We start from the raw sequence: 24,892 nt of genomic DNA, 5'->3' as shown, positions 1-24,892 counted from the left end.
CAATTGGGTGTTTTTTTGGTTAACTGATAATGTCTTACAGTAGTTTATTATATACTACACCTTAATTTCTCCCGATGGAGTACATCATGGTTAAAAATGCATGGTTAATGCTGGTACTGTTGTTGGTCTTTCCGGCGCAGGCAGTGCCTACCGATGAGATCACTAAGGTGATCACCGAGCAGCAAGACGCTTGGAATCGCGCCGACTTAGATGCGTATATGCAGGGTTATTGGCACAATGACAAGGTGCGGTTTGTCTCGGGGAATAAATTTCGTTATGGCTGGGAAGAGACATTAGCGGCCTATAAGAAAAACTACCCGGATAAGGCGACATTAGGCACGCTAAAATTCACCATTAATGAGATCAAAATGCTCAGCAACTATGCGGCCCTAGTGGTCGGGCGCTGGGAGTTGACGCGGGCAAAAGATCAGCCCAACGGTGTGTTTACCCTGTTGGTCGAAAAGATCGATGATAAATGGGTGATCACCCATGATCATACCTCTGATTAAGCGGTTATCTCTGGGCTAAGGGTAAAGCGCTGCCGCCCTAGGTTGCGCCCCTTGCCATCGTATCGCACCTCGATAAACTCGCTATTGCCTTGGTTATCTTGCAAGATAATCGAGGTCGAGCGCGTGCCATATTCTGGGTGTTTAATATAGATAGACGACAGCAGTCTTTCCCACTCTAATGCGATGCCGGTTTGTGGCAGTTCGCTGTCTTGAGCTTGGCTTTGGTCGGTCATAATGGCGAGCAGGGCATCGATATTGGGGGGCGTCGTTTGTGACAGCTGTTGCTCCAAGGCGCGAGTGCCTTTAGCCATTTTTGGCCAAATATCATCTAAGGCCCCATTACTGATGGCATGAAAGCCGGGCGTCAGTTGTTTAAGGCTGTTATCTAGGCTGTGGTAACAATAGAGTTGATCGCGGTGGCCAAACAATAGGTTGAATGGGTTGTAGCGCTGATGATGTTCGCTGAGCCAGTCATGGGTGATGCGGCTCGGTTCGTTTAACGCCTTGATCACTAATTCCCCGCGGCTGCGACTATCGGTATGCAGCTGCTCTGGTGCACGAATATTGGTCAGCGCCGCAATATCGCCCTGTTGATTGATGCCTAACCAGCTACCACCCGCTTGGAGATCTTTGCCTGCCAACACATGATGCTCACCCGGCCAGAGGTGGGCGGGTTCTGTGGGGCGTACATGGAATTCGTCGCGGTTAGCGCAGATGATAACCGGATGGTCAGGATGTACACCAAGCGCGACAAAGAGAATGCACATTAGCTCAAACTCACAGGATAAATGATGGCTTTAATTTAGCTTTGTCGCGTCATAAAAGCCATCTAAATGGGCATCATCGCCTGACTAATGGTGATGATGTTTGTGAGTGTGCTGCTCAGGTTTTGCGCTTATGGCGTCATCAGCGTGTGCATGAGCCGTATCATCATGGTGATGATGGTCGTGAACTTTTGGTGTCCACAAGGTGATGCGCGCCATAAATTTACGTGGCCCTAACCTAAGTAAGCTTGCGCCAAACAGGAAGGCAATAACGGCTAAGGCTGCGGTATTCAGGTTTTGTGGCAGGGCAATAATGGTGCTCCACTGCGGGATCAGCCAATGGGTGCCTAATAGGCAAATAATAATCAGTCCGGCTAATAGCAATCTTTGGGTCCAGTTCATCAGTTTTAGTTGCGCCAGATTAAATACCGGTGCGGCGAGCAGTGCGACCATGATAGCCTCGATACTCCAGCCACTGTAGGCCAGCGATAAGGCTAATACGGCGCCGCCAAGATTGCAAAAACGCATGGGTAAAAACAGCGCCATTAGCACCAGCACTTGCACCAATGGGTTTTCGAGTGGCACTGATGGGTGGCCGATAAGGTTGGCTAGAATCAAACTGAGGATGATCCACGGCGCGCTTCTATCCACTAAATGGGCGAAGCCAAAACGCCACGCCGAGATAGGTAGTCCTTGATGAGGGTCGGTCAGCTGTACTCTAGTCAGAGTGAGTAGCAGACCGATAAGGGTTAGGCCGATCAGTTGGATCATCGCCAGGCTTGGCCCCAGCAATAGTAAGGTGATCACTAGCGCTTCTGGGCCTGCCAGTCGTTGCAGCCAGCGCTTGCCTAATTGTGGGTGTTGTGGCGATAAACCCAATAGATAGCGCAAGGTGGCGATAACATAGGCCAAAATCAGCACAGGCGCCAAGGTCATTAGCCATTGCATCAGTTGTTCAGTACTGTGGCTGTGATCATGATGTTCGTGTCCACCTGAATCCATGGCGAGCAGAATAAACAGCAAGGCGATACCGAGCAGGCTGCCAATACCGGCCTGGTATTCATATTTACCTTGTTTGTCGCTGATATTGTTACCATGGGGTTGATGCAGTACCACATGCAAAATGGAACCAGTGACAAAGGCTTGCAGATAAACAGTGTTATCTAGGCTGAGGTGATTAAGCAGTTGTTCGCCCGCGAAGTAGCCGACGCCTGTAAGCAGCATCATGCTAGCCAATACCGCCATCGCCCAGCGGCTGCCTACTTGGGGTTTAAGTAACCACCATATGGCCAAGCCGACCGGCAGCCGGTGCAATATCACCCCCAAGGCCAGTAGCGCCGAGTTGCCCTCTTGTTGGGCTAGTACCATGGCGCCACCATCTGTCATGGTATGTAGCAATAGGCCTGTGATCCCCAGCGTTAGTGTGAGGTTATGGGTCACTTCAGAATAGCGATGGAAGAGGCGCTCACTCAGGGTGGGGCCCCACAAACCTATGATCACAAACACTATGGCTAAGAAGCCACCGTGCTCTAATAGTTCAGGCAGAATATGGATTAACACTAAGCCGCCTAGCGAGACAAAGATAAATCCATCTAAGCCTTTTTGCAGGCCTGTTCCCGTGGTAAAGAAACGGTAGAACAGTGGGCCTAGCAGGAGTGCAATACAACTGGCGACGAGATAGTACATATTTAGTGTTAACAAGGGAGTCTAGAAAGCCAGATAGTATACCAGTGTTATCCTGTCCAATCGAATAATTAGCGCGCAGCATCATTTAATTTACATAGCCAAGGCGATAAGCGTCGCAGCTCATGGGCTAAAGATGTTGTGTAAAACCTGTATTTGTTGTGCTATTTGCTGATAAATATTGAGAATAAGTTGTACAATGGGGCTTAAATTTTTTTGACCAATATTTGAGTTATGGACATATTTTCTGCTGCGGTAATGTTGTTTCTGATTATGGACCCGCTTGGCAACCTGCCAATTTTTGCCTCCATATTGCGTCATATTGAGCCAAAGAAGCGGCGCCGAGTCCTGATCAGGGAGTTAATCTTTGCGCTGATCATTATGCTGCTGTTTCTGTATGCTGGCGAAGCTATATTGAACTTCCTTAATTTGCGTTCTGAGTCGGTGAGCATCGCTGGCGGTATCATCTTATTTTTGATTGCCATTCGGATGATTTTCCCCCAACCCGGTGGCGTGGTGGGATTAGCTGCAGGCGAAGAACCATTTATCGTGCCAATGGCGATTCCACTCATGGCTGGACCGTCGATATTAGCGGCCTTAATTTTATTGGCCCATACCGATAGCACCCGCATGATGGATTGGACCCTCGCCTTGTTAGGTGCTTGGGGAGCCAGTGCGGTTATCCTACTCTTCTATAAAGGGTTCACTAAGCTACTGGGCGACAAAGGTCTGACCGCTGTCGAGCGCCTAATGGGAATGGTGTTGGTGATGATTTCGGTGCAGATGTTCCTCGATGGTATAGCCAGTTATATGGCGCACACGGGGCAAGTTAACTAGTTGTAGTATCAAGGCTTGCCTGCAAATGTGGTAAGCCTTGTGTTAACGCGTACCCTAAGCCCTGTGACTATTTAATCCCCTTTTTGTCTACTACCCCCTAACCATTGCCATAGCGTCACAATGGTGTATTGGCTGTGATAGTGATCCTTTTAGTGCCTAGCAGACTAGAATAAACACTATAAACCAATCTATACGGCATATCTGCTGGTGCAGATTAGCTCATGACTGTGGTGATTTATTACCGCTCGGTGTGGGGGGAATACAATGAAGTATCAGTGTGTTGCAAGAAAACTCTCGGCGTTTTTTTGGGCAGGACTTTTGCTGGCTTCAAGTAGCTTTGCCGCCCCGCTCGTGCGCGGTGGCGATGCTTCTGGGGGATTGGCCGATGCAGGGGTGATCAATCAGCAGCGCATTCTCTATTGGCTGGTCAAACGAGGTGAATTGGCCAGTGATGCCAGTGACGCCGAGCGCCGTGATGCGCTTGCGGCCTTTACGGCCAGAGCTAAGGGCTACCCGCAGAATACGGCTGTTATCTTGAGCCGCCTTGAGCGCCAGCAAAGATTGCGATCTAAGAGTCAGCCATCCACTCGCACCATGAGTTTTGCCGCCGCCCGCGCCGACACGGATATAAGTAAAACCGTTAAAGTGCTAGGTATCTTGATTGATTTCCCCGATCTACCCTACGACAACAATCGCTTATCTGCTGGCGATACCAGCATGTATTATCCCAGTTATCCGCGGGCTCATTATCAAGATCTGATGTTTTCCACCTCGGGCTTTGCTGGGCCGCAGGGGCAAAACCTCATCAGTGCTTATCAATATTATCAAGCGGCTTCTGGCGGCAGTTTATTTTTTACGGGTAACGTTAAGGGCTGGTATACCGCTAGCCAAAATGCGGCTTACTATGGTGAAAATGACCCCAATAATAGTGATAACGATCAAGCCGTGCCTGAATTAGTTAAAGAGGCGGTGACGCAGGCCTTAGCTAATATGACTCCAGCCGAAATCGACACCTATGACGTGGAAGACCCATATGATCTGGATGGCGATGGTAATCTTAATGAGGCCGATGGTGATATCGATCATGTGATGCTGTTTCACTCCAGTATTGGTGAAGAGGCGGGGGGTGGCGTGCTGGGGCGCGATGCCATTTGGTCGCATCGTTATTTTGTCTATCACGCCGGTGCTCCAGGATATGCCATTGCCGGCACTAACAAGAAAGTGTTTGGCTATACGATTCAGCCCATAGATGCCGCCGCTGGCGTTGTCGTGCATGAGTTTGGCCATGCACTGGGTTTGCCCGATGAATATGACACCACCAACACTGGCGATGGTTCGCCAGTGGGGGATTGGTCGATCATGTCGAGTGGCAGCTGGTCGGGTGAACTTGCTGGTACCCAGCCTGTGGGTTTTAGTCCCTATGCTCGCTCTTATCTACAGGATAAATATCGGGGTAACTGGGTGAGAGAGTTACAAGTCGATCTCGACAGCATCCCTGTTGGTGGTCAAGAGGTGCGCCTTGTCGAGGCGGTTAATTATGACCAAGTCAATCAAATTGCCCTGAGGCTACCCGCGGTCGATATTACCTTTAAGGCGCCCTATTCTGGCGCTTATCAATACTATTCCAATCAAGGCAATTTACTGAGTACCGCGGCAGCGGTGAATATCGATTTTCCAGCAAGTAATAATTTGACCCTTAAGATGAAGGCGCATTGGGATATTGAGCTTAATTATGATTATGCTCAGGTGATGATCGATGGTGTAGTGCTTAAGGGTAATTACACTCGATCCAGTAATGGGATTAATGGTGCGACCAATATTATCACCGGCACATCGGCGGATATCGGCGCGGCTGAGGGCGTGGATAATTGGGTCGACTTGACGTTTGATGTTTCTGGATACGCTGGCAGTACGGGTAGGCAACTAAGTATTGTGTACCGCACAGATGAAGCTGTGGGTGGATATGGTTTGGTGGTTGACGATATTGGTTTATTTGATGGTAATAATCGCCTCTATTTCGATGGCGCAGAAGCTGCCGGAGTGATGCAGTTAACCGGGGGGTTTGTGCGAATTGATAACAATCGCCCCGGTGGTGAGCGCCGTTACCTAGTGCAACTTCGCAGCCATAATGGTCTCGATGCCGGATTGGCCAGTCGCGATTATGAGCCCGGTGTGCTGTTATGGTTGGAAAACTTGAGTGAGGTCGATAACAACGTCAGCAATCATCCGGGCAGAGGCTTGATTGGCGTGGTGGACGCAGATCAAAACTTAATTGGCAACGCCGCCACGCAAGTGCAGATCCGCGATGCGACTTTCAGCATGTTCAATCAATCACGCTATTTTAATGACAATCACCTATCGGCTATCAGTTTGTTCGATGATCGCCGTGATTACAGTGCGCCCTTACAACCACAGTCAGGTTTAGTGTTACCAGTATTAGGGCTCACTATGGAGGTTATTGAACAGCAAGTAGATTCTAGCGTTGCTAGGGTGCGGTTTGAATACCGCAGTGAATCTGTCAACCTGCCCAGTGCTAATTTTGATTATGTGGCGACCGAGTTAAGGGTCGCGTTTAGCAATACCACATCCGGTGGCAGTGGGCCGTTTAGCTATGTGTGGGCGTTTGGCGATGGCAGTAGCAGTACCGATATCTCTCCTACTCATACCTACGCCAATACTGGGCGCTATCAGGTGACATTAACGGTTACCGATGGCAGCAATAATCAATCGAGTGTGACGCAAACGGTTATCGTGGCGACGATCCGTGATGACGATACCGGTTCCGACTCTGGCGGCGGTGGTAGTTTGGGCTGGATGGCGCTGTCGTTGTTATTATTGCTCGGTTATCGATTTTGTGGGCGTAAGCAGCAATAAGGGTTATTCGAGTCTATGTTGTTCGATAAGGCGCTGCGCCGCCGGTAAAAAGATTTCGCTGACGATAAGCTGCTGCTCGTTATGGCTGAAATAACGCCTTCTGCCCCAGAGCGTATGTTCACTGCTTTGGTGCAGGGACTCGATAAGCTTGGCTAAGCTGCTGCAGGCGTTAAACTGACCCACTTCAATTTTACCTGGCATGAACTCACCACTGTTGAACAGCAGTTCGCCAAGGGGGCGATTACCCAAGGTTAAAAAGTCAGACTGAGCATTGTCGAGCATACCGCCGGGGACTAGTGTGCGGGCAAAGACCCAAGGTAAACCGTCAAGGCACAGTAGTACTTCTCTAATCCAGGCCTGTTCTTGCTGTGGCATCTCATTTGCGAAGGGGCTGAGAATATCTTCACCCAAGACTTTTACCTCAAATTGACCGCAGTGAGACTTAAGCTTTTGGGTTAAACTACCCGGGGCGAGTAGCCAATCTTTGAGGGGAGAAGGCGGCAGGTGCGGAATCTTATCAGCGGCATACCAGTGAAGAGATTCACCATAGGGAAAGCTTAATTTCGTTACACTCATTGGATTCTCGGTACTATACTCCCAAACGTCAGCAGTTTATCATGCTGGAACTATGATGTCGGTAATTAAAGTATTGGCAAAATGTGGCGATAATTGAGTATCAATAGAATCAAGACAAAGCCGCTTCAGCTGACAATGGCGAGCTTAAACAATTAGGGAGTACCCACCAAAGATGAAACAGTTTGCATTGTTACTGTTACTGTTGGCGAGCTGTAGCATGAGCCATAGCGCTTTTGCCGCCAAAGATGATGTTGTCGATACTTATGCTTATTACGGCTTTACCCCCGATATTGTCACCAACTATATCTCCAATCGCAAGAAACTTGGCTTTGTTAAAATTAGCGTCGAGCTGATGGTTAAAGCCCCAGAAGACCTCGTGGTGTTGCAACATCACGATCCCTTGCTGCGAGCGGCAATTTTAGAGATATTAGGCGCTCAAACAGAAGACAAGGTGAAATCATTAGTGGGCAAAGAGGAGATCCGTCGAGAGTGCTATGAGGCTGTCAATCGACTATTGCAACAAGAGGTGGGTAAACCTTTGGTCGTCAATATGTTGTTTACCAAATATCTGTATGACTGACTGCGGTTAGTTAACTCAGCATTGTCTGTGGCCACGTAGCCTATCCTGCGTGGACACCTCTTTAATGGTAATGGCTTATGACTCTGCCTGATAAACCTTGGCACGCGACGAATCCCCCCCCAAGTGCCCACCGTAAATCTAAACCAACATCGGCGAAATCGAGCTAGATTAAGCCAACCAATAAGGCTAAGTTAGTGAAAAAGACGCTATCATCACATAAAAAACCTAACCAGATGCCAGCTAGCAAGGCTCAAGGTGGCAAGGGGCTTCATCCGCGAAACGTGCATGGTAATGGCTATGACTTTAACGCCTTGAGCGCCAAGACGGAGCAGCTAAGTCCGTTTGTACGCCCGAATCCTTACGGTAATTTGTCGATCGATTTCGCCGATGAACAGGCGGTTAAAACTTTGAATTTAGCCTTACTTCGGTTGCATTACGGTATCGATTATTGGGATATCCCTGCCGGTTTTTTGTGTCCCCCCATCCCGGGGCGGGTCGATTATCTGCACCACTTAGCCGATCTCTTAGCCGAGGACAGTACAGCGGATACACATCGAAACCGTCCTCAAGTTAAACCAACGAAAGGCACAAAAATTCAGGTGTTAGACATAGGCACTGGGGCTAATGGCATCTATCCTATTTTAGGTGCACAAACCTATGGCTGGCGTTTCGTGGCCAGCGACATCGATCCCCTATCGATAGCTAATGTACACACTATTATTGATCGTAACCCGTCGCTACAGGGGAAGGTCAACCTACGTCTGCAGAGCACACCCAAGGCCATCTTCAATGGCGTTATCAAGCCACAGGAGCGCTTCGATTTAACCATGTGTAACCCGCCATTTCATGCCTCATTGGCGCAGGCCGCTGCCGGTAGTGAGCGCAAGTTGGCGAACCTTGCTGCCAACCGTCTTGCTAAAGGGCACGCAACATCGGCCAGCAAGCCTACGGCTAAGCTTAACTTTGGTGGTCAGAAGGCGGAGTTATGGTGTGAAGGGGGAGAGCTGAGGTTCTTATTGGATATGATCGATGAGAGTAAAACCTTTGCCTTGCAATGCTTATGGTTTAGCAGTTTAGTGTCTAAAAAAGAGAACGTAACGCCTTGCTATAACGCGCTGCAACGGCTCGGCGCCGTCACGGTGAAAACCATAGAGATGACCCAAGGCAATAAGCTAACGCGGGTATTGGCGTGGAGCTTTCTCACCCCACCCCAGCGACAAATGTGGCATAAATTTCGCGGCTAAGACTGAGGTTAATATTTCCAAAAATGCGGGTGGAATAGTACGGCCACGGTCAAAATTTCTAAGCGCCCCAGTAACATGCCGATCGCCAATGCCCATTTAGCCACATCTGGCAGTGATGCAAAGTTTCCCGCGGGGCCGATGACAGGCCCAAGCCCAGGGCCGACATTGGTCACAGCGGTGATCGCACCAGTAAAGCTGGTGGTCGGATCGAGCCCTGTCATCACGAGTATGACCGACAGTGTCACGATAACCAGCATAAACAGCAGTACGAAGGTGACTAGTGAACGTATGATATCTTCGCTAATAGCGCGACCATTGTAGCGTTCCTTGAAGATGCCGTTAGGGTGGAACTGCTGCTTAAGTTGTTCGCGCATGATGGAGATGGCAATTTGGAAGCGGAAAATTTTAATTCCCCCCGATGTCGATCCCGAGCAGCTACCGGCAAACATTAAAAACAGAAAGACAACGTTGGCTAACGCTCCCCAGGCGGTATAGTCAGTGAGGCCATAACCTGTGGTGGTGACTACGGAAACCACGTTAAAGCTGGCTAGGCGCAAGGCATCGATAGGCGTCATTTCGTGTCCTTGCCAAAGCCAAAAGGCGAGGCTGCAAGAGACGCACAGCAAAAATAATAGGTAGCCTTTAACCTGATCATCATCCCATATTTTTACCGAACGCTGCGACAGCGAATGCACAAACATTAATAACGGTAGTCCCCCCGCTGCCATAAACAGAGTGCCAACCCAATGCGCCGAGTTCGAGAAGGCCGCCATCGAGCTGTCGGAGGTAGAGTAGCCGCCAGTCGAAAGGGTGGTCATGGCGTGGTTTATGGCCTGAAACCAGGTCATCCCGGCGAGGTGATAGGCGACGCCACAAGCTACAGTCAGCCCCACATAGACAAAAAATAACTGTTTGGCCATATTCTGCGTGCGGGGCACGGCTTTCTCGCCCCAGTCTGATGACTCGGTACGAAATAGTCGCATGCCACCGACGTTAAGGAAGGGCAAAATAGCCACTGCCATTACAATAAAGCCAATGCCGCCGAGCCACTGCAGTAGTGATCGCCAGATAAGGATGCTGTGATCCATGGTGTCTAAGTTAGATAGTACCGTCGAGCCTGTGGTGGTGATCCCCGACATGGTTTCGAAGAACGCGTCGGTGTAGTTAATGCCGTGATACAGGGTAAAAGGCATGGCAGCGAACAAGCTAACAATCAGCCAGGTGAGGCTGGTGAGCAGAAACATATCGCGTATATTAAGACGCAATTTGTCTCTGTGTCCTTGGTGCATCGAGGCGCTTGCACAAGTGCCGGTAACCAATGAGGCGATCATAAAGGCTCCCACTGTTTCTTCACCATAGAATAGGGCGAAGAGCAGCGGGATAAACATAAAGGCGGTCAGCGTCGACAGAAAAACACCTAATATGAACAGTAATGGCCGAATATTAAGCATATTGAGCTGCCGCTGAGTTAAAGATACGATTAAAAGAAGAAGGCGCTAGGTTGAAACAGTTTTTCAACTTCACCGACAAACTTCTTATTGACTAAGAAAAGGATGACATGGTCGCCCTGTTCGATAATGGTTCTATCGTGGGCCATCAAGACCTCTTCATCTCTTACAATGGCGCCTATGGTTGTACCCGGGGGAAGTTTGATTTCGCCAATCTGTTTACCCACCACTTTAGAGGTGCTGGGATCGCCATGGGCAATGGCCTCAATGGCTTCAGCTGCGCCACGTCTGAGGGAGTAAACGTTACAGATATCCCCTTGACGAATATGGGTAAGCAGTGCCGAAATAGTAGCTTGTTGGGGTGAAATAGCGATATCGATATTGGCCTCTTGCACAATATCAACATAGGCTTCACGCTGGATCAGCACCATCACCTTTTTCGCGCCCATACGTTTAGCCAGCAGTGCTGCCATGATGTTGGCTTCGTCGTCATTGGTTACGGCAATAAAGACATCAGTTTGATCTATATGTTCTTCAAGCAGCAGCTCTTGGTCTGATGCATCACCGCAAAATACCGTGGTGTTTTCTAGCTTTTCTGATAGCGCTTCGGCGCGATCTTGTCGATGCTCAATCAGTTTGACCGAATGATTGCGCTGCAACTGTTTCGCTAACCCTAGGCCTATGTTGCCCCCGCCGGCGATCATGATATTGCGATAGCTGTTATCGAGCTTTTGCATTTCGCTCATCACCGCGCGTACATGGCGGCTATCGGCTACGAAAAAGACCTCGTCGTCGGCTTCGATAATCGTGGTGCCGCGCGGCATAATCGCGCGGCCTTGCCTAAAGATAGCCGCAACCCGAGTATCAATATTTGGCATGTGCTCACGCAGTGCCGCTAATGCATTACCGACTAACGGGCCACCGTAATAGGCGCGCACTGCCACTAAGCTTAGGCGCCCTTCGGCAAACTCCAGTACCTGCAATGCCCCCGGGTATTCGACCAAACGGCGAATGTAGGAGGTGACCAGCTGCTCTGGCGCGATGAGTTCATCGATAATAAAGCCGCCACGTGGGCGGTTTTCGCTGTTTTTGGTTTCACTGTTAATAAACAGTTTGTCACGCAGAGCAAGATATTGTTCTGAGCGAATACGGGCAATTTTCGTCGGGGTGCCATAAAGTGAATAGGCTATCTGGCAGGCGGCCATATTGCACTCATCGCTATTGGTTACTGCAATTAACATATCGGCGTCTTCGGCTCCCGCGTCTTTGAGTACGCCGGGGTGGGCACCATGACCGAGTACAACGCGAAGATCGTACTTGTCTTGTAGGGAACGCAATCTTTCTCTGTCGTTATCGACGATAGTGATATCGTTATTTTCGCCCACTAAGTTTTCGGCTAATGTACCGCCAACTTGCCCTGCACCTAATATGATAATTTTCATAAACTAACGTTACCCTTTAAGCAGACGTGCGTAATAAAACCCGTCCATATTGTCTTGTCCTGGCGTGATTTGCCAGCCGATATCGTCGCGATGAGTCTGCTGCGTGATGGGCTCGAGCGTGGCGTCCGCCGTTCTGGCCACAAAGGCACTGATTTGCTCGGCATTTTCTTGCGGCAAAATAGAGCAGGTTGCGTATAGCAGTGTGCCACCCGGTTTTAGCCACTGCCAGCAGTGATCTAAAATTTGTGATTGCAGCGTGGCTAACTCTTCGATATCCGCTTGTTTCCTAAGCCACTTAATATCGGGGTGACGACGTATTACGCCAGTGGCGGAGCAGGGGGCGTCGAGTAAGATGCGATCAAATTTGTCCCCTTGCCACCACGAGTCAATATTGGCGGCATCACCGTGGATCACCTTGGCGTGCAGTGACAAACGGTCTAGATTTTGCTGTACCCGTTCGAGTCGTTTGGCGTCAAAGTCTACGGCGACGAGATCTATGCTGTTTTCGATTTCTAGCAGATGACAGGTTTTGCCCCCGGGCGCGGCACAGGCATCGAGTATTAATTCGTTGGCCTGCGGTGCCAGTAAGGTCGCCGCCCATTGGGCTGCGCCATCTTGTACCGATGCTGCGCCGTCGCTAAAGCCGGGCAGTAGGGCCACATCTTTAGGGCTGTCCAGTAAAATGGCGTTGTCGCTGTTGCCTGCAGTGGCACCAATCTCTTGCTCAGCGAGTAATTCTAGGTAGCGCTGGCGCGTTTGTGATAACGCGTTATTACGCAGCCACATAGGTGGACGTTGATGGCTCTGCTCTATCACCTGTTGCCAAGTGTCTGGATAGGCTGCTTTAAGGCGTTTGATCAGCCACGCCGGCGTATTAAAGGCCAGGGTGTCGTTATCGGTTGGCAGTGGTGCTTGATTACGCTGTAGGTTACGCAATACACCATTAACCACTTTGACTAAACCATCGAATTTAAGCTGTCGACAGGCTTCGGCGGTTTCTGAAATGGCCGCATGGCTTGGAATACGAGTGAAATACAGTTGGTAGCAACCAATTAATAGCAGCTGGTGGACGATACGTTGCTTGCCTTTCATCGGCTTGCTCATGCAATCGCTCACTAGTTTGTCTAACTGAGGCAAATGACGCATCACGCCATAGCTGAGTTCGGCCAATAAGGCTTTGTCTTTAGCGCTACTCAGTTTCTGCTGTTGCTCGGGCAGAGCGACTGACAATGACACGCCTTTTTCCAGTACCTGAAAAATCACTTTGGCCGCTAACGCGCGTAAATTCATCACGAGTTAGCCTCAAGGTTGTCTGCGCCATTGTGCAGTCGAGTGCCGGGAGTAAACCAGTCGGCGCGAGAGTTTAGGATCTCGGCCACAGGCAGCGCTTTTTTACCTGGGAGCTGTATGGTTTGTAGCACTAAGGTCCCGTCACCCGTCGCCAAGGTAAGACCTTGTTTATCGGCGGCTAAAATGGTCCCTGGCAAGGCGTCAGTTGAATGCTCTCCAACGGCGGCTTGCCATACCTTAATGCTGGCATCCATATGATTGAAGTGGCTTACTGGCCAAGGATTAAAGGCTCGGATCTCACGCCACAGTTGTACGGCAGGTTTACTCCAGTCGAGCAGCGCTTCCTCTTTGCTGAGTTTTTCAGCGTAATTGGCCAGAGTCTCATCTTGTGGCTCTGGAATGAGCGTGCCTTGAGCTATCCCTGCTAGCGCTTCAATCAGTGCACCTGGCCCTTGTTGAGCGAGCTTTTCATAGAGGGTCGCCGAGGTGTCGCTATCTTCGATGGGCAGATGGGTTTTAAGCAGCATGTCACCGGTATCTAGGCCAATATCCATCTGCATTATGGTCACGCCAGTGGCGCCGTCGCCCGCCCAAAGTGCGCGCTGGATAGGCGCTGCACCTCGCCAGCGAGGCAGTATTGAGCCGTGTACATTGATACAACCCAATCGTGGTGTGTCGAGTACCACTTGCGGCAAAATCAATCCGTAGGCGACCACTACCATGATATCGGCATTCAATGAGGCCAATTCAGCTTGTGCCTCTGGTGTGCGCAAACTACTAGGTTGGTACACCGGAATATTGTGCTCAAGTGCCAATGCTTTCACTGGGCTTGCTTGCAGCTTTTTACCGCGCCCTGCGGGTCTGTCAGGTTGAGAATAAACCCCGATGACATTGTGCTCAGATTCGATCAGCGCTTGTAGGTGGCGGGCAGCAAAGTCTGGCGTGCCCGCAAAAATGATATTGAGTGGTTTCAAGTGCAACTTATCCTTGCTTGGCTTCGAGACGGGCGGCTTTTTCAAGCTTCTGTTTAATGCGCTGCCGTTTCAGGGGCGACAGATAATCGACAAATAACTTGCCATTGAGGTGGTCAAGTTCATGTTGCAGACAGATAGCAAATAGCCCATCAGCCTCTAAAGTGAACTCGTTACCATGGCGATCGAGGGCTTTTATTTTTACATACTCGGCGCGATCGACTTTAGCATAAATCCCAGGTACCGATAGGCAGCCCTCTTCATTGGTAAATTCACCGCTTTTTTCGAGAATTTCTAAATTAATAAAGACTTTGGGTCGCTCTATATCATCTTGTAGATCCATGACTATTAGTTGCTTATGAAAGTCGACTTGGGTGGCCGCTAGCCCGATGCCTTTTTCTTCATACATGGTTTCGAGCATATCATCGATCTGTGTTTGCAGCTCGGGGGTAAATTCTGTCACTGGCTCCGCAATAGTGCGTAAGCGTTCATCTGGAAAACGTAATACTTTTAGTAAGCTCATACATAAACTCTTAACAAGTCTGTCAAATTTGAGCCAGTTAGTTATACTGACTCAAGCTAATAGATTAATTTTAATCCTTAGTGGCATTCAATAACAGCAAAAGCTCTATTTAAAGAGCAAACAGCATGGATACCCCCCATGAAACGACTAATTTTACTCGGTTTATTGATATTAAGTTGTTCCTCTATCTTCGCTGATACTTTGACATTGAAGTCTGGTCATCCTGACTCCTACATAGTAAAGAAAGGCGATACCCTTTGGGATATTTCGGCACACTTCCTTAATGATCCTTGGCGTTGGCCTAAATTGTGGGGGTCAAACCCACAAATAGCCAACCCCCATTTAATTTATCCTGGTGACAGGCTGACGTTAGTCTTTATCGATGGTGAACCCAGATTAGTGGTTAAACCCCATGTGCGTAAAAGCCCTGAAGGGCGCATCATGGCCAAAGATGGTGCCATTCCGGCGATTGATTTATCCTTAATCCAAGCGTATCTAGTACAAAACCGAGTGGTTGATAGCCGTTGGTTTGAGCAACAACCCATGGTAATGGGGGGAGAAAGTGAATCTAAGCATCACATTATTAATGACATTATTTATGTTCAAGCTGAGCTTATCGTGGGTGATAAATTGGGCGTGTATGCGCCTGGACGTCAGTTTGTGGCGCAGGAGTCGGGCGATAACTTAGGCCAAGAGGTGATCATGACCGCCAGTGGTCGTGTGGTCGAGTCTGGTCCAATATCAAAAGTCCGTTTGTTGAGTAATATTCGAGAGACCAAAGCGGGTTACCGTATTTTACCTATTGATGATGACTCGTTAATGTCGGCTTACTTTATGCCTAAAGCCGCGACAACGACCGCTTCGGTATTGGCTGCTGAAGGTAATCTTCGTGAAGTGGGTAAACTCGATGTGGTGTATCTCGATCAAGGCAGTAACAGTGGTGTCGAGCCCGGTCACGTATATTCAATTTTCAGAGATGGCCAAGGCATAGTGATCGACGGCGATGGGATGCCGGTAAAACCTGAAGATCGCAGCACCTATGAAGACCTTCTTTCAAGTCTCTCTGCCGATAACGAAATTAAGATGCCTGATATCTATCATGGCAAACTCATGGTGTTTAAAGTGTTTGACAAGGTGAGTCTTGGATTGATTTTACTCAATAAAAAGCCAGTGCGGGTGAACGACAAGTTGCTGCAACCCGACACGTTATTACAAGGTGAATAAATAGACGACAAACTGGTCGATTGGCTAGTTGTTTGTGCGGTATCTGGGCTTGGACCCGCTCGGATTAAACAATTATTAAACTACATGGAAGTAGAGGAGCTCAGGCATAGGGTAGAGCATGAACCACATGCACTACCTTTGCCAGAGCAGCTGCTTAACCGCTCGTTTGCGCCTGATTTTAACCGTGTCGAAGCGGCGCTCAACTGGCTGGCTAAAGCCGATAATCATCATATTATTTGTCAAACTTCCCCGCTTTATCCCAGTTTGCTGCTCGATATCACAGATCCTCCTCCTTTACTTTTTGTTAAAGGTTCACCAACTGTTTTACTGCATCCAAGTATTGCTGTTGTAGGCAGTCGTGCTGCGTCTCAAACGGGGCTTTCAACCGCCTACCAATTGGCAACCGAGCTGAGCCATGCACACATTGCTGTAGTAAGCGGCATGGCTGCAGGTATTGATGGTGCGGCCCATCAGGCGGCGATTGATGTAAAGGGGCCTACGGTCGCCGTGCTGGGGACTGGGGTCGATGTGGTTTATCCTAAGCGCCATAGGACGTTATATCAGGCGATTGTGCAGCAAGGATGCGTGATCAGTGAGTTTTGGCCAGATATGAAACCTTATGCTGGTAACTTCCCTAAACGTAACCGTATAATTAGCGGCCTGTCGTTAGGTGTACTCGTGGTTGAGGCCACGCGTAAAAGTGGTTCGTTAATCACCGCTAGGTTGGCATTAGAGCAGGGGCGAGAAGTGTTTGCTGTGCCGGGGAATATTTTGGCCGGCGATCACCAAGGTTGTCATGATTTACTGCGTGATGGTGCCAAACTTGTCGAGTGTGCGGCCGATATTATTGAAGAGCTGGCACCTTTATCGAATTTCCACCTTGAAGAGTTGCATCGTCGCCACCATATAGGGGGGGAGTTAGCTTCTGATTTGCCATTTACCTCACTGTTAGCTAGTGTAGGTTATGAGGCCACACCATTAGATGTGGTGGTCGAACATAGTGGAAAAACGATAGAGCTAGTACTAGAGCAAATGCTTGAACTTGAACTGCAAGGTTGGGTTTCAGCGGTACCCGGTGGTTATATAAGACTTAAGAGGAGCTAGCCATGTTTGATATCCTCATGTATCTATTTGAAAACTATGTTCACGGTGAAGTTGAGCTGTTGGTCGACGAGGATGAGTTGACGCAAGAGTTAACCCGCGCTGGTTTTCATCAGTCTGCAATTATCAAGGCCTTGTCTTGGTTAGAGCATTTGGCTTCATTGCAAGAAAGCGATCAGCCCTATTTGTGCAATCATGATCAGCAGTCATTTCGTATTTATACCCAAGATGAGATGGAAAAACTCGATGTCGAATGTCGAGGCTTTCTGCTGTTTTTAGAGCAGATAAAAGTATTGAGCGTCGAAACCCGTGAGATGGTGATCGATCGCGTCATGGAACTGGATGAACCTGTACTGATTTTAGAAGATCTCAAGTGGGTTATCTTAATGGTATTATTTAATGTGCCAGGTAACGAATCTGCCTATGAGCAGATGGAAGATCTGATTTTTGAGCAGCCAGATGGTCGGTTCCATTCATAATCGACATAGCAATGGCAACACATTAAGGAGGCGATAGCCTCCTTTTTGAGTTTAAATCACCATAGGTTTAGTGGCAGATGATCATTGATTAACATCATACCCTAGGGATTAAAATACCTGAATATCAGCAACAGCGCCCATTGAGGAAAGCATGTCTAAAATAGATCAACAACTGTTTAGCTCTCACGAGCACGCGTTAGAAAAAGAGTATGAACTCTGCCCTAAGTGTGGCTGTGAGTTGTCGATAAAAAACAGTAAGCATGGTGGGTTTGTCGGTTGTAATAATTACCCCTCTTGCGATTACACTCGGCCATTGGTGCATCATGAGTCGATAGAGAGTCAGGTCATTGAGGGGTCTGAATGCCCTGACTGTGGTGCTGAGTTAGCGGTTAAATCCGGTCGTTTTGGTATTTTTATCGGCTGTACTCGTTATCCCGAGTGCACTCATATTGAAAAGCATGATCATGACGATGAGCAGGCGCAGATTGCTTGTCCCAGTTGTAAAAAGGGAGTCATAGAGCATAGAACCAGTCGTTTCGGTAAAACATTTTACGCCTGTAGCGCTTACCCTAAATGCAAATTCTTAGTCAATTATCCTCCAGTGGCAGAAACCTGCCCTGACTGTGGGTTTGGTATCTTGGTCGAGCGTAAAGGCGCGGCCGGTATGCGTGTGGAATGCCCGCAAAAGGCATGTAAATATAAACGCCCTTTATAGGCGCTTATGTTTACAGCGTTGTCAGTATTAGCCATCTCTGTATAATCTCGACTCATTGAAAATGATAATGCGTCTAAATAAGTTCGACGAGAAGGTTAGGCTAAATGTTGCAGCAAGATCCCCATGCGGTAGTTGATGTTGTTTTACAAGGCGGTGTCATCGCGTACCCAACAGAGGCGGTATATGGCTTAGGTTGCGATCCTGATAATGACAGCGCCATCCAAAAGTTGCTTGAATTAAAGCAAAGGCCTTGGCAAAAAGGGCTGATCTTAGTGGCTAGCGATTTTTCACAGCTAAAGCCCTACATTGACGAATCGCAGCTTGGTGCCGAGCAGTTGCAACAAGCATTCGACAAATGGCCTGGGCCCTTCACCTTTATCATGCCCATTAAACCTAACTTATCTCAGTTACTCTGCGGCCAATTTAATTCATTGGCGGTAAGGGTCTCTAATCATCCCGGTGTACAAGCCTTATGCCAAGCTCTGGGTAAACCCATTGTTTCGACCAGCGCCAATTTGACGGGCCAAGATCCTGCGATGACGGCAGCAGAGGTGATTTTGCAGTTTGATGGCAAAATCGATGCGCTGGTTACAGGCGAGTTAGGCCGTGAGCTAAAGCCCTCAACGATAATCGATGCCATTAGCGGCAAGATTTTGAGATAAAACAGCGGCAAGATTTTGAGATAAAACTGCTTTTACGTTGAATCAGATAAAACCATAACAAGGACTAAATATGAGTAAGCCAACTACCAGTGAGGTCAAAGCATTCCTACTCGGTCTGCAACAGCAGATATGCGCAGGTTTAGAGCGCCTCGATGGTAAGGCTGAGTTTATTGCTGACTCTTGGACGCGAGAAGAGGGGGGCGGCGGAACCAGTCGTGTGATGACCGATGGACAAGTGTTCGAACAGGCCGGGGTTAATTTTTCCCATGTGACGGGAGCCGCCATGCCTGCATCGGCCACGGCGCATCGTCCTGAGTTGGCGGGCCGTAGTTTCGAAGCGATGGGCGTGTCATTGGTTATTCACCCCAAAAATCCTTATATCCCAACCACACACGCTAATGTTCGTTTCTTTATTGCCGAAAAAGAGGGCGCCGATCCAGTATGGTGGTTTGGTGGTGGGTTCGACCTCACTCCTTATTATCCGTTTGAAGAAGATGTCATTGGTTGGCATCAAAGTGCCAAAGAGTTATGTGAGCCTTTTGGCGATGATGTTTATCCTAAATACAAGAAATGGTGTGATGACTATTTCTTCTTGCCACATCGCAACGAAACCCGTGGTGTTGGTGGCTTGTTCTTTGATGATCTCAATGAGCAAGGCTTCGATACGAGCTTTGCCTTTATGCAAGCGGTGGGTAAGGGATTTTTAAACGCCTATGCGCCTATAGTTGAACGCCGCAAAGACACTGAATATGGTGAGCGCGAGCGTAACTTCCAGCTTTATCGTCGCGGGCGCTATGTCGAGTTTAATTTAGTGTATGACCGAGGCACCTTATTTGGGCTGCAAACCGGTGGTCGTACCGAGTCTATTTTGATGTCTATGCCGCCATTAGTGCGTTGGCAATATGCTTACACCCCTGAAGAGGGTAGTCCAGAGGCGCTGCTTTATAGCGATTACCTCGCGCCAAGAGATTGGTTAGGCGCTAAGTAACACAGTAAAAAGGAGCTAATAAGCTCCTTTTTTGTGGGTTATTACGTCATCTTTATCGATTACGCATATGGTCGGCAAGAGTCGATATGGCTTGATAGATGGCTTCTTTATGTTGGGGCTGTTTAATCTCTAGCTCAATAGCGCGTTTCATACACAGTAACCATTGATCGCGCATGTCACTATCGATAGCAAAAGACATATGTCTTGCCCTAAGAGCAGGATGACCGTATTTTTGCTCAAACAGCGGTGGGCCACCTAGCCAGCCACTTAAAAACTCAAACAGTTTCTGCTCCGATTCGGCGATAGGTGAGCGATGCATCGCTAACAGCGCCTGAGTTTCAGGATTGCTCTGCATCTGCACATAAAACTGTTTTGCTAATGCCGCAATGACTTTCTCACCACCGATACGATCGTAAGCATTCGACTGCTGTGGATCTCGTTGCTCCTGCTTTTTAGATATTAACTTTGTTAACCACTTCATTGCCAAAATTGCCACTACCTTAGCCTTGTTATAGGTAGCGCACACTAGCTTATTCGTTCAAAGCGATCAACCAGCGCCTTTAGCGCTTCAATGGCAGCTTATAAATAAGTAACACTTGGTTTTTTGGCTTTGATTCACAGATAAACCATGGGTAGACTGATGCCATCGTCAAAAAACTGAGTCAATCGATGACAGACAGATATGCCGTATTGGGTAATCCAATAGGTCACAGTAAATCGCCCGCGATTCATCAAGCGTTTGCCGCAGCCACAGGGCAAGCAGTAAGTTATGAAGCGATACTCGCGCCAATCGATGGCTTTGAGTCTTGTTTACGGCAATTTATTGCTAATGGTGGCAAAGGGGCCAATGTTACCGTGCCTTTTAAGGAGCAGGCCTTTGCCTTATGCGATGAACTTAGCGAAGAGGCCAAACTGGCTGGCGCAGTGAACACCTTAAGCGTATTAAAAGGCGGTCGATTAAGAGGTGACAATACCGATGGCATCGGGCTGGTTGCCGATCTGCAGCGTCATCTCGGCAAGCTTCATGGCAAGAAAGTATTACTCGTGGGGGCTGGTGGTGCGGCAAGAGGCTCTATCCTTCCTTTACTGAATAGTGGCATCGACTCAATAGTTATCCATAATCGTACTCATGAGAAAGCCATCGCTTTAGCCAAGCTATTTGCTCCCTTTGGCGATATTCAGGTTAAGGGACTAGATGAGCTAGAGCAGCCTTTTGATCTGGTGATTAACTCCACATCATCGAGCCTAAGCGGTGAAGCTCCTGCATTACCAAGCTCGGTAGTCGGTACTCATACCGCTTGTTACGACATGATGTATGCCAAGCAGCTTACCGCCTTTAATCTGTGGGCGCGGAAGCAAGGTGCCAAGCAAGTGATTGATGGTCTCGGGATGCTTGTCGGCCAAGCGGCTATAAGCTTTGCCTTGTGGCGTGGAGTCGAACCTGATGTTATCCCAGTACTCGCTAGCTTGCGCGAGCAATTAAGCTAGCACTAGGCGCAGTAAAACCTGTAATTTAGTAATTTTTTAAAGTGGTAAAGGGTAGGGCATGAATCAAAGCGTCATATTTAGCGACAGTTGCCAATGGGATGCAGAGCGCAGCGCCATTCATTTTGTCGCGCAGCAACAAGGGATGACGATCGACTGTTATATTAGCCTAGCGGTACTGCAGACATTATCAGGCACGGAAGGGGGTCAGCCTCAGCAGGCTATCGACCTGTTTGAACAATTTCGCTTCGATATAGAGGATACAGCACAAGAGCTCATCGACCGGGAAGCGGTCGATGAGCAGGGCTGTTTAGTGATTAATTCAATTTAAGTCGGTAAGTTCTGTAGCGCTTCTTCTATATACTCATTCTTCAACCGCACATAGTTGTCGGCCGATTGTGGTAAGAAGTTCAATTCATCTTGGGTCAAGGCTCTGATCTTTTTCGCAGGGCTTCCCACATAAAGGTGGCCTTTCTCAAGCGTCTTATTAGGAGGAACCAAAGAGCCCGCTCCCAAGATCACATCATCTTCAATGATCACCCCATCTAGAATAATCGCTCCCATACCAATGAGAATACGATCCCCCAACTGACAACCATGCAGCATGGCTTTATGACCAATAGTGACATCATCGCCAATAATCAACGGATGACCCTGCGGACGCGCGGCCGATTTACGGGTCACGTGCAATACAGTGCCGTCTTGAATATTTGAGCGCTTACCAATTCTTATGTGGTTCACATCGCCACGAGCTGCCACTAAAGGCCAAACACTAGCATCGGTATCTAAAAAAATGTCGCCAACCAATACACAAGCTTGGTCAATATAGACACTGTTATCAAACTGCGGGCTGATACCCTTATAAGATCGTAAACAATTTGCCATTGGGTAGTCCTTAACACGGCTAAAATAGCGAGAATCTAGCAGTATAATGGGTAAAAAGTAGCTAGTCAGGCTAAAAAGCATTCAAACAGTGCAAAAGTAATAGTTTTCTTTAAAAAAGCCCTTGCGCGTAATTGATAACGCCCTATAATGCGCCCCACTGACACGGCAAACAGCGTCGCTAAGCGACATGAATGCAGTGAATCAGCAAGTTGAGTTTAAAGTGAACAAGTTGAAAAGCTTATTAAAAATCACTTGACAGAAACAACGGGAAGTGTAGAATACGCATCCCTAAGCCAAAGACCTAGCGTCAACGGCCGCTAAATGAAAGATTGATTCTCTCATGTTAGCAACGCTCTTTAACAAGATGAAACAAGAAATCTGTGTGGACACTCACAGGTGTTGAGTTAATCGAAATTGCCTAACTTTCGGGTTGGCAATCAAAGAATTAAATCAATGTAACAATGAGTGTTCATAGCAATATGTACAACGTTTTTAAGATTCTTCCGAGTCTTTGAAACGGAATCAGAATTCATTGAGCCGAAACCTTCGGGTTTCACCAAAACTTTAATTGAAGAGTTTGATCATGGCTCAGATTGAACGCTGGCGGCAGGCCTAACACATGCAAGTCGAGCGGTAACAGGAATTAGCTTGCTAATTTGCTGACGAGCGGCGGACGGGTGAGTAATGCCTAGGGAGCTGCCCAGTCGAGGGGAATAACAGTTGGAAACGACTGCTAATACCGCATACGCCCTACGGGGGAAAAGAGGGGACCTTCGGGCCTTCTGCGATTGGATGTACCTAGGTGGGATTAGCTAGTTGGTGAGGTAATGGCTCACCAAGGCGACGATCCCTAGCTGTTCTGAGAGGATGATCAGCCACACTGGGACTGAGACACGGCCCAGACTCCTACGGGAGGCAGCAGTGGGGAATATTGCACAATGGGCGCAAGCCTGATGCAGCCATGCCGCGTGTGTGAAGAAGGCCTTCGGGTTGTAAAGCACTTTCAGCGANGAGGAAAGCTTAAGCGTTAATAGCGTTTAGGTGTGACGTTACTCGCAGAAGAAGGACCGGCTAACTTCGTGCCAGCAGCCGCGGTAATACGAGGGGTCCAAGCGTTAATCGGAATTACTGGGCGTAAAGCGTACGCAGGCGGTTTGTTAAGCGAGATGTGAAAGCCCCGGGCTCAACCTGGGAATNGCATTTCGAACTGGCANACTAGAGTCTTGTAGAGGGGGGTAGAATTTCAGGTGTAGCGGTGAAATGCGTAGAGATCTGAAGGAATACCGGTGGCGAAGGCGGCCCCCTGGACAAAGACTGACGCTCAGGTACGAAAGCGTGGGGAGCAAACAGGATTAGATACCCTGGTAGTCCACGCCGTAAACGATGTCTACTCGGAATTTGGTGTCTTGAACACTGGGTTCCCAAGCTAACGCATTAAGTAGACCGCCTGGGGAGTACGGCCGCAAGGTTAAAACTCAAATGAATTGACGGGGGCCCGCACAAGCGGTGGAGCATGTGGTTTAATTCGATGCAACGCGAAGAACCTTACCTACTCTTGACATCCAGAGAATTCGCTAGAGATAGCTTAGTGCCTTCGGGAACTCTGAGACAGGTGCTGCATGGCTGTCGTCAGCTCGTGTTGTGAAATGTTGGGTTAAGTCCCGCAACGAGCGCAACCCTTATCCTTATTTGCCAGCACGTAATGGTGGGAACTTTAGGGAGACTGCCGGTGATAAACCGGAGGAAGGTGGGGACGACGTCAAGTCATCATGGCCCTTACGAGTAGGGCTACACACGTGCTACANTGGCAAGTACAGAGGGNTGCAAAGCCGCGAGGTGGAGCTAATCTCACAAAGCTTGTCGTAGTCCGGATTGGAGTCTGCAACTCGACTCCATGAAGTCGGAATCGCTAGTAATCGTGGATCAGAATGCCACGGTGAATACGTTCCCGGGCCTTGTACACACCGCCCGTCACACCATGGGAGTGGGCTGCACCAGAAGTAGATAGCTTAACCTTCGGGAGGGCGTTTACCACGGTGTGGTTCATGACTGGGGTGAAGTCGTAACAAGGTAGCCCTAGGGGAACCTGGGGCTGGATCACCTCCTTACCTATACGACTAACTTAATGTTTGCTGAGTGTTCACACAGATAACTTGTTCTTGTTAGAGCAGGTGGCACGTCTTAACGGCGATGCTTGTTCTTTAAAAATTTGGAAAGCTGATAGTGTTAATGTGAAAGGGATAATGGCGTACTTGTACGTGNTTATTTGTAGCATTGACGCGAAAATTAAAATTGAGTTCTCAAACACTTAAATCAAGTGCCGAATTATTGTAATGATAATTCATGAGTATTCTTTTGGCGAAAGTAAACACCATTAGTTGCGATACAACATTCAAGCTTACCCGCTTGAAAGAGTTGGTTTCCTTGTGAAACTCATTTGGGTTGTATGGTTAAGTGACTAAGCGTATACGGTGGATGCCTTGGCAGTCAGAGGCGATGAAGGACGTAGTAACTTGCGAAAAGCGTTGGCGAGCTAGTAACAAGCATTTGAGCTAACGATGTCCGAATGGGGAAACCCACATGCATAAGCATGTATCACAACATGAATACAT

At 48.5% G+C, this 24,892-nt stretch carries 23 protein-coding genes and 2 rRNA genes; 15 read left to right on the top strand and 10 right to left on the bottom strand.

Going from position 1 to position 24,892, the window contains the following annotated elements; all coding sequences use genetic code 11:
- The first annotated feature begins 86 nt into the window (after nt 1–86).
- On the top strand, nt 87–509 hold the full coding sequence (locus tag DN599_RS06370; protein WP_110456836.1) for a YybH family protein: 423 nt from the start codon (nt 87–89) through the stop codon (nt 507–509).
- Here DN599_RS06370 and DN599_RS06365 read toward each other — a convergent pair.
- The gene (locus DN599_RS06365) at nt 506–1,276 is read right to left on the bottom strand and encodes an NRDE family protein (RefSeq protein ID WP_110456835.1); all 771 of its coding nucleotides are present in this window, start codon (nt 1,274–1,276) and stop codon (nt 506–508) included. The genes DN599_RS06370 and DN599_RS06365 overlap by 4 nt on opposite strands.
- An 84-nt stretch (nt 1,277–1,360) precedes the next feature.
- Nucleotides 1,361–2,959, bottom strand: a complete 1,599-nt coding sequence (locus DN599_RS06360) for a metal transporter (protein WP_110456834.1) — start codon at nt 2,957–2,959, stop codon at nt 1,361–1,363.
- A 231-nt stretch (nt 2,960–3,190) separates the two neighbouring features.
- Between DN599_RS06360 and DN599_RS06355 the strand changes: the two genes are divergently transcribed.
- Together DN599_RS06355 and DN599_RS06350 are read left to right on the top strand one after the other, a co-directional pair.
- On the top strand, nt 3,191–3,793 hold the full coding sequence (locus DN599_RS06355) for a YhgN family NAAT transporter (RefSeq protein ID WP_110456833.1): 603 nt from the start codon (nt 3,191–3,193) through the stop codon (nt 3,791–3,793).
- Nucleotides 3,794–4,057: 264 nt separating this feature from the next.
- Nucleotides 4,058–6,667 (top strand): immune inhibitor A domain-containing protein, encoded by a 2,610-nt coding sequence (locus DN599_RS06350; RefSeq protein ID WP_110456832.1) that lies wholly within the window; start codon nt 4,058–4,060, stop codon nt 6,665–6,667.
- A 3-nt stretch (nt 6,668–6,670) separates the two neighbouring features.
- Here DN599_RS06350 and DN599_RS06345 read toward each other — a convergent pair whose 3' ends face one another.
- Nucleotides 6,671–7,243: a chorismate--pyruvate lyase family protein gene (locus tag DN599_RS06345; RefSeq protein WP_110456831.1), complete on the bottom strand. Its 573-nt coding sequence runs from the start codon at nt 7,241–7,243 to the stop codon at nt 6,671–6,673.
- Nucleotides 7,244–7,460: 217 nt separating this feature from the next.
- Here DN599_RS06345 and DN599_RS06340 point away from each other — a divergent pair, with 217 nt between their 5' ends.
- Nucleotides 7,461–7,823 carry a flagellar basal body-associated protein FliL gene (locus DN599_RS06340; protein WP_239473246.1) on the top strand — a complete coding sequence of 121 codons (363 nt, stop codon included), beginning with the start codon at nt 7,461–7,463 and terminating at the stop codon, nt 7,821–7,823.
- Between the two features lie 167 nt (nt 7,824–7,990).
- On the top strand, nt 7,991–9,067 hold the full coding sequence (gene rlmF / locus DN599_RS06335) for a 23S rRNA (adenine(1618)-N(6))-methyltransferase RlmF (RefSeq protein WP_420820855.1): 1,077 nt from the start codon (nt 7,991–7,993) through the stop codon (nt 9,065–9,067).
- Between the two features lie 8 nt (nt 9,068–9,075).
- Here rlmF and DN599_RS06330 read toward each other — a convergent pair whose 3' ends face one another.
- The 5 genes from DN599_RS06330 to def are packed head-to-tail and all read right to left on the bottom strand — an operon-like array spanning nt 9,076 to nt 14,741.
- A complete protein-coding gene (locus tag DN599_RS06330; RefSeq protein WP_110456829.1) occupies nt 9,076–10,518 on the bottom strand; it encodes a TrkH family potassium uptake protein in 1,443 nt (480 codons plus the stop codon).
- 29 nt (nt 10,519–10,547) lie between these two features.
- Nucleotides 10,548–11,957, bottom strand: a complete 1,410-nt coding sequence (trkA, locus tag DN599_RS06325; protein ID WP_110456828.1) for a Trk system potassium transporter TrkA — start codon at nt 11,955–11,957, stop codon at nt 10,548–10,550.
- A 9-nt stretch (nt 11,958–11,966) separates the two neighbouring features.
- On the bottom strand, nt 11,967–13,247 hold the full coding sequence (gene rsmB, locus DN599_RS06320; RefSeq protein ID WP_110456827.1) for a 16S rRNA (cytosine(967)-C(5))-methyltransferase RsmB: 1,281 nt from the start codon (nt 13,245–13,247) through the stop codon (nt 11,967–11,969).
- Nucleotides 13,247–14,221, bottom strand: a complete 975-nt coding sequence (fmt, locus tag DN599_RS06315; protein ID WP_110456826.1) for a methionyl-tRNA formyltransferase — start codon at nt 14,219–14,221, stop codon at nt 13,247–13,249. Before fmt ends, rsmB begins: the two co-directional genes overlap by 1 nt.
- A gap of 7 nt (nt 14,222–14,228) precedes the next feature.
- Nucleotides 14,229–14,741, bottom strand: a complete 513-nt coding sequence (def, locus tag DN599_RS06310) for a peptide deformylase (RefSeq protein WP_110456825.1) — start codon at nt 14,739–14,741, stop codon at nt 14,229–14,231.
- Between the two features lie 138 nt (nt 14,742–14,879).
- Between def and DN599_RS06305 the strand changes: the two genes are divergently transcribed.
- The 6 genes from DN599_RS06305 to hemF all read left to right on the top strand — a co-directional run bounded on the left by DN599_RS06305 (nt 14,880) and on the right by hemF (nt 19,910).
- Nucleotides 14,880–15,965, top strand: coding sequence for a LysM peptidoglycan-binding domain-containing protein (locus DN599_RS06305; protein WP_110456824.1), 1,086 nt, complete (start codon nt 14,880–14,882; stop codon nt 15,963–15,965).
- Nucleotides 15,966–16,049: 84 nt separating this feature from the next.
- Entirely contained in the window at nt 16,050–17,069 is a 1,020-nt protein-coding gene (gene dprA, locus DN599_RS06300; RefSeq protein ID WP_110456823.1) for a DNA-processing protein DprA, read from the top strand.
- 2 nt (nt 17,070–17,071) lie between these two features.
- Nucleotides 17,072–17,545 carry a DUF494 family protein gene (locus DN599_RS06295; protein ID WP_110456822.1) on the top strand — a complete coding sequence of 158 codons (474 nt, stop codon included), beginning with the start codon at nt 17,072–17,074 and terminating at the stop codon, nt 17,543–17,545.
- Nucleotides 17,546–17,696: 151 nt separating this feature from the next.
- A complete protein-coding gene (locus tag DN599_RS06290; protein WP_110456821.1) occupies nt 17,697–18,260 on the top strand; it encodes a DNA topoisomerase family protein in 564 nt (187 codons plus the stop codon).
- 104 nt (nt 18,261–18,364) lie between these two features.
- Nucleotides 18,365–18,922, top strand: coding sequence for an L-threonylcarbamoyladenylate synthase type 1 TsaC (gene tsaC / locus DN599_RS06285; protein WP_110456820.1), 558 nt, complete (start codon nt 18,365–18,367; stop codon nt 18,920–18,922).
- Between the two features lie 70 nt (nt 18,923–18,992).
- Nucleotides 18,993–19,910 (top strand): oxygen-dependent coproporphyrinogen oxidase, encoded by a 918-nt coding sequence (hemF, locus tag DN599_RS06280; protein WP_110456819.1) that lies wholly within the window; start codon nt 18,993–18,995, stop codon nt 19,908–19,910.
- A 52-nt stretch (nt 19,911–19,962) separates the two neighbouring features.
- Here hemF and DN599_RS06275 read toward each other — a convergent pair whose 3' ends face one another.
- Nucleotides 19,963–20,391 carry a group II truncated hemoglobin gene (locus DN599_RS06275; RefSeq protein WP_110456887.1) on the bottom strand — a complete coding sequence of 143 codons (429 nt, stop codon included), beginning with the start codon at nt 20,389–20,391 and terminating at the stop codon, nt 19,963–19,965.
- A 188-nt stretch (nt 20,392–20,579) separates the two neighbouring features.
- Between DN599_RS06275 and aroE the strand changes: the two genes are divergently transcribed.
- Both aroE and DN599_RS06265 read left to right on the top strand, forming a co-directional pair.
- Nucleotides 20,580–21,398, top strand: coding sequence for a shikimate dehydrogenase (gene aroE, locus DN599_RS06270; RefSeq protein ID WP_110456818.1), 819 nt, complete (start codon nt 20,580–20,582; stop codon nt 21,396–21,398).
- Nucleotides 21,399–21,456: 58 nt separating this feature from the next.
- Nucleotides 21,457–21,726, top strand: coding sequence for a DUF1488 family protein (locus DN599_RS06265; protein ID WP_110456817.1), 270 nt, complete (start codon nt 21,457–21,459; stop codon nt 21,724–21,726).
- Here the strand turns inward: DN599_RS06265 and DN599_RS06260 are convergent.
- Nucleotides 21,723–22,280 (bottom strand): gamma carbonic anhydrase family protein, encoded by a 558-nt coding sequence (locus DN599_RS06260; protein WP_110456816.1) that lies wholly within the window; start codon nt 22,278–22,280, stop codon nt 21,723–21,725. The two genes, DN599_RS06265 and DN599_RS06260, sit on opposite strands and share 4 nt — an antisense overlap.
- 565 nt (nt 22,281–22,845) lie before the next feature.
- Between DN599_RS06260 and DN599_RS06255 the strand changes: the two genes are divergently transcribed.
- Nucleotides 22,846–24,388, top strand: a 16S ribosomal RNA gene (locus tag DN599_RS06255).
- A gap of 340 nt (nt 24,389–24,728) precedes the next feature.
- Nucleotides 24,729–24,892 (top strand): 23S ribosomal RNA (locus DN599_RS06250); the annotation flags it as partial.

Source organism: Shewanella algidipiscicola, assembly GCF_900380485.1.
Lineage (GTDB): Bacteria > Pseudomonadota > Gammaproteobacteria > Enterobacterales > Shewanellaceae > Shewanella > Shewanella algidipiscicola.
This window is presented reverse-complemented; position numbering and strand designations above follow the sequence as displayed.

Coding starts and splice junctions, on each gene's coding strand:
- DN599_RS06345 (WP_110456831.1), bottom strand. CDS start 7,243: ATGAGTGTAACGAAATTAAGCTTTCCCTATGGTGAATCTCTTCACTGG.
- DN599_RS06260 (WP_110456816.1), bottom strand. CDS start 22,280: ATGGCAAATTGTTTACGATCTTATAAGGGTATCAGCCCGCAGTTTGAT.
- DN599_RS06370 (WP_110456836.1), top strand. CDS start 87: ATGGTTAAAAATGCATGGTTAATGCTGGTACTGTTGTTGGTCTTTCCG.
- DN599_RS06290 (WP_110456821.1), top strand. CDS start 17,697: ATGTCTAAAATAGATCAACAACTGTTTAGCTCTCACGAGCACGCGTTA.
- rsmB (WP_110456827.1), bottom strand. CDS start 13,247: ATGAATTTACGCGCGTTAGCGGCCAAAGTGATTTTTCAGGTACTGGAA.
- dprA (WP_110456823.1), top strand. CDS start 16,050: ATGGAAGTAGAGGAGCTCAGGCATAGGGTAGAGCATGAACCACATGCA.
- DN599_RS06265 (WP_110456817.1), top strand. CDS start 21,457: ATGAATCAAAGCGTCATATTTAGCGACAGTTGCCAATGGGATGCAGAG.
- tsaC (WP_110456820.1), top strand. CDS start 18,365: ATGTTGCAGCAAGATCCCCATGCGGTAGTTGATGTTGTTTTACAAGGC.
- DN599_RS06350 (WP_110456832.1), top strand. CDS start 4,058: ATGAAGTATCAGTGTGTTGCAAGAAAACTCTCGGCGTTTTTTTGGGCA.
- aroE (WP_110456818.1), top strand. CDS start 20,580: ATGACAGACAGATATGCCGTATTGGGTAATCCAATAGGTCACAGTAAA.
- DN599_RS06365 (WP_110456835.1), bottom strand. CDS start 1,276: ATGTGCATTCTCTTTGTCGCGCTTGGTGTACATCCTGACCATCCGGTT.
- def (WP_110456825.1), bottom strand. CDS start 14,741: ATGAGCTTACTAAAAGTATTACGTTTTCCAGATGAACGCTTACGCACT.
- DN599_RS06340 (WP_239473246.1), top strand. CDS start 7,461: ATGAGCCATAGCGCTTTTGCCGCCAAAGATGATGTTGTCGATACTTAT.
- DN599_RS06295 (WP_110456822.1), top strand. CDS start 17,072: ATGTTTGATATCCTCATGTATCTATTTGAAAACTATGTTCACGGTGAA.
- trkA (WP_110456828.1), bottom strand. CDS start 11,957: ATGAAAATTATCATATTAGGTGCAGGGCAAGTTGGCGGTACATTAGCC.
- DN599_RS06355 (WP_110456833.1), top strand. CDS start 3,191: ATGGACATATTTTCTGCTGCGGTAATGTTGTTTCTGATTATGGACCCG.
- DN599_RS06275 (WP_110456887.1), bottom strand. CDS start 20,391: ATGAAGTGGTTAACAAAGTTAATATCTAAAAAGCAGGAGCAACGAGAT.
- hemF (WP_110456819.1), top strand. CDS start 18,993: ATGAGTAAGCCAACTACCAGTGAGGTCAAAGCATTCCTACTCGGTCTG.
- DN599_RS06360 (WP_110456834.1), bottom strand. CDS start 2,959: ATGTACTATCTCGTCGCCAGTTGTATTGCACTCCTGCTAGGCCCACTG.
- DN599_RS06330 (WP_110456829.1), bottom strand. CDS start 10,518: ATGCTTAATATTCGGCCATTACTGTTCATATTAGGTGTTTTTCTGTCG.
- DN599_RS06305 (WP_110456824.1), top strand. CDS start 14,880: ATGAAACGACTAATTTTACTCGGTTTATTGATATTAAGTTGTTCCTCT.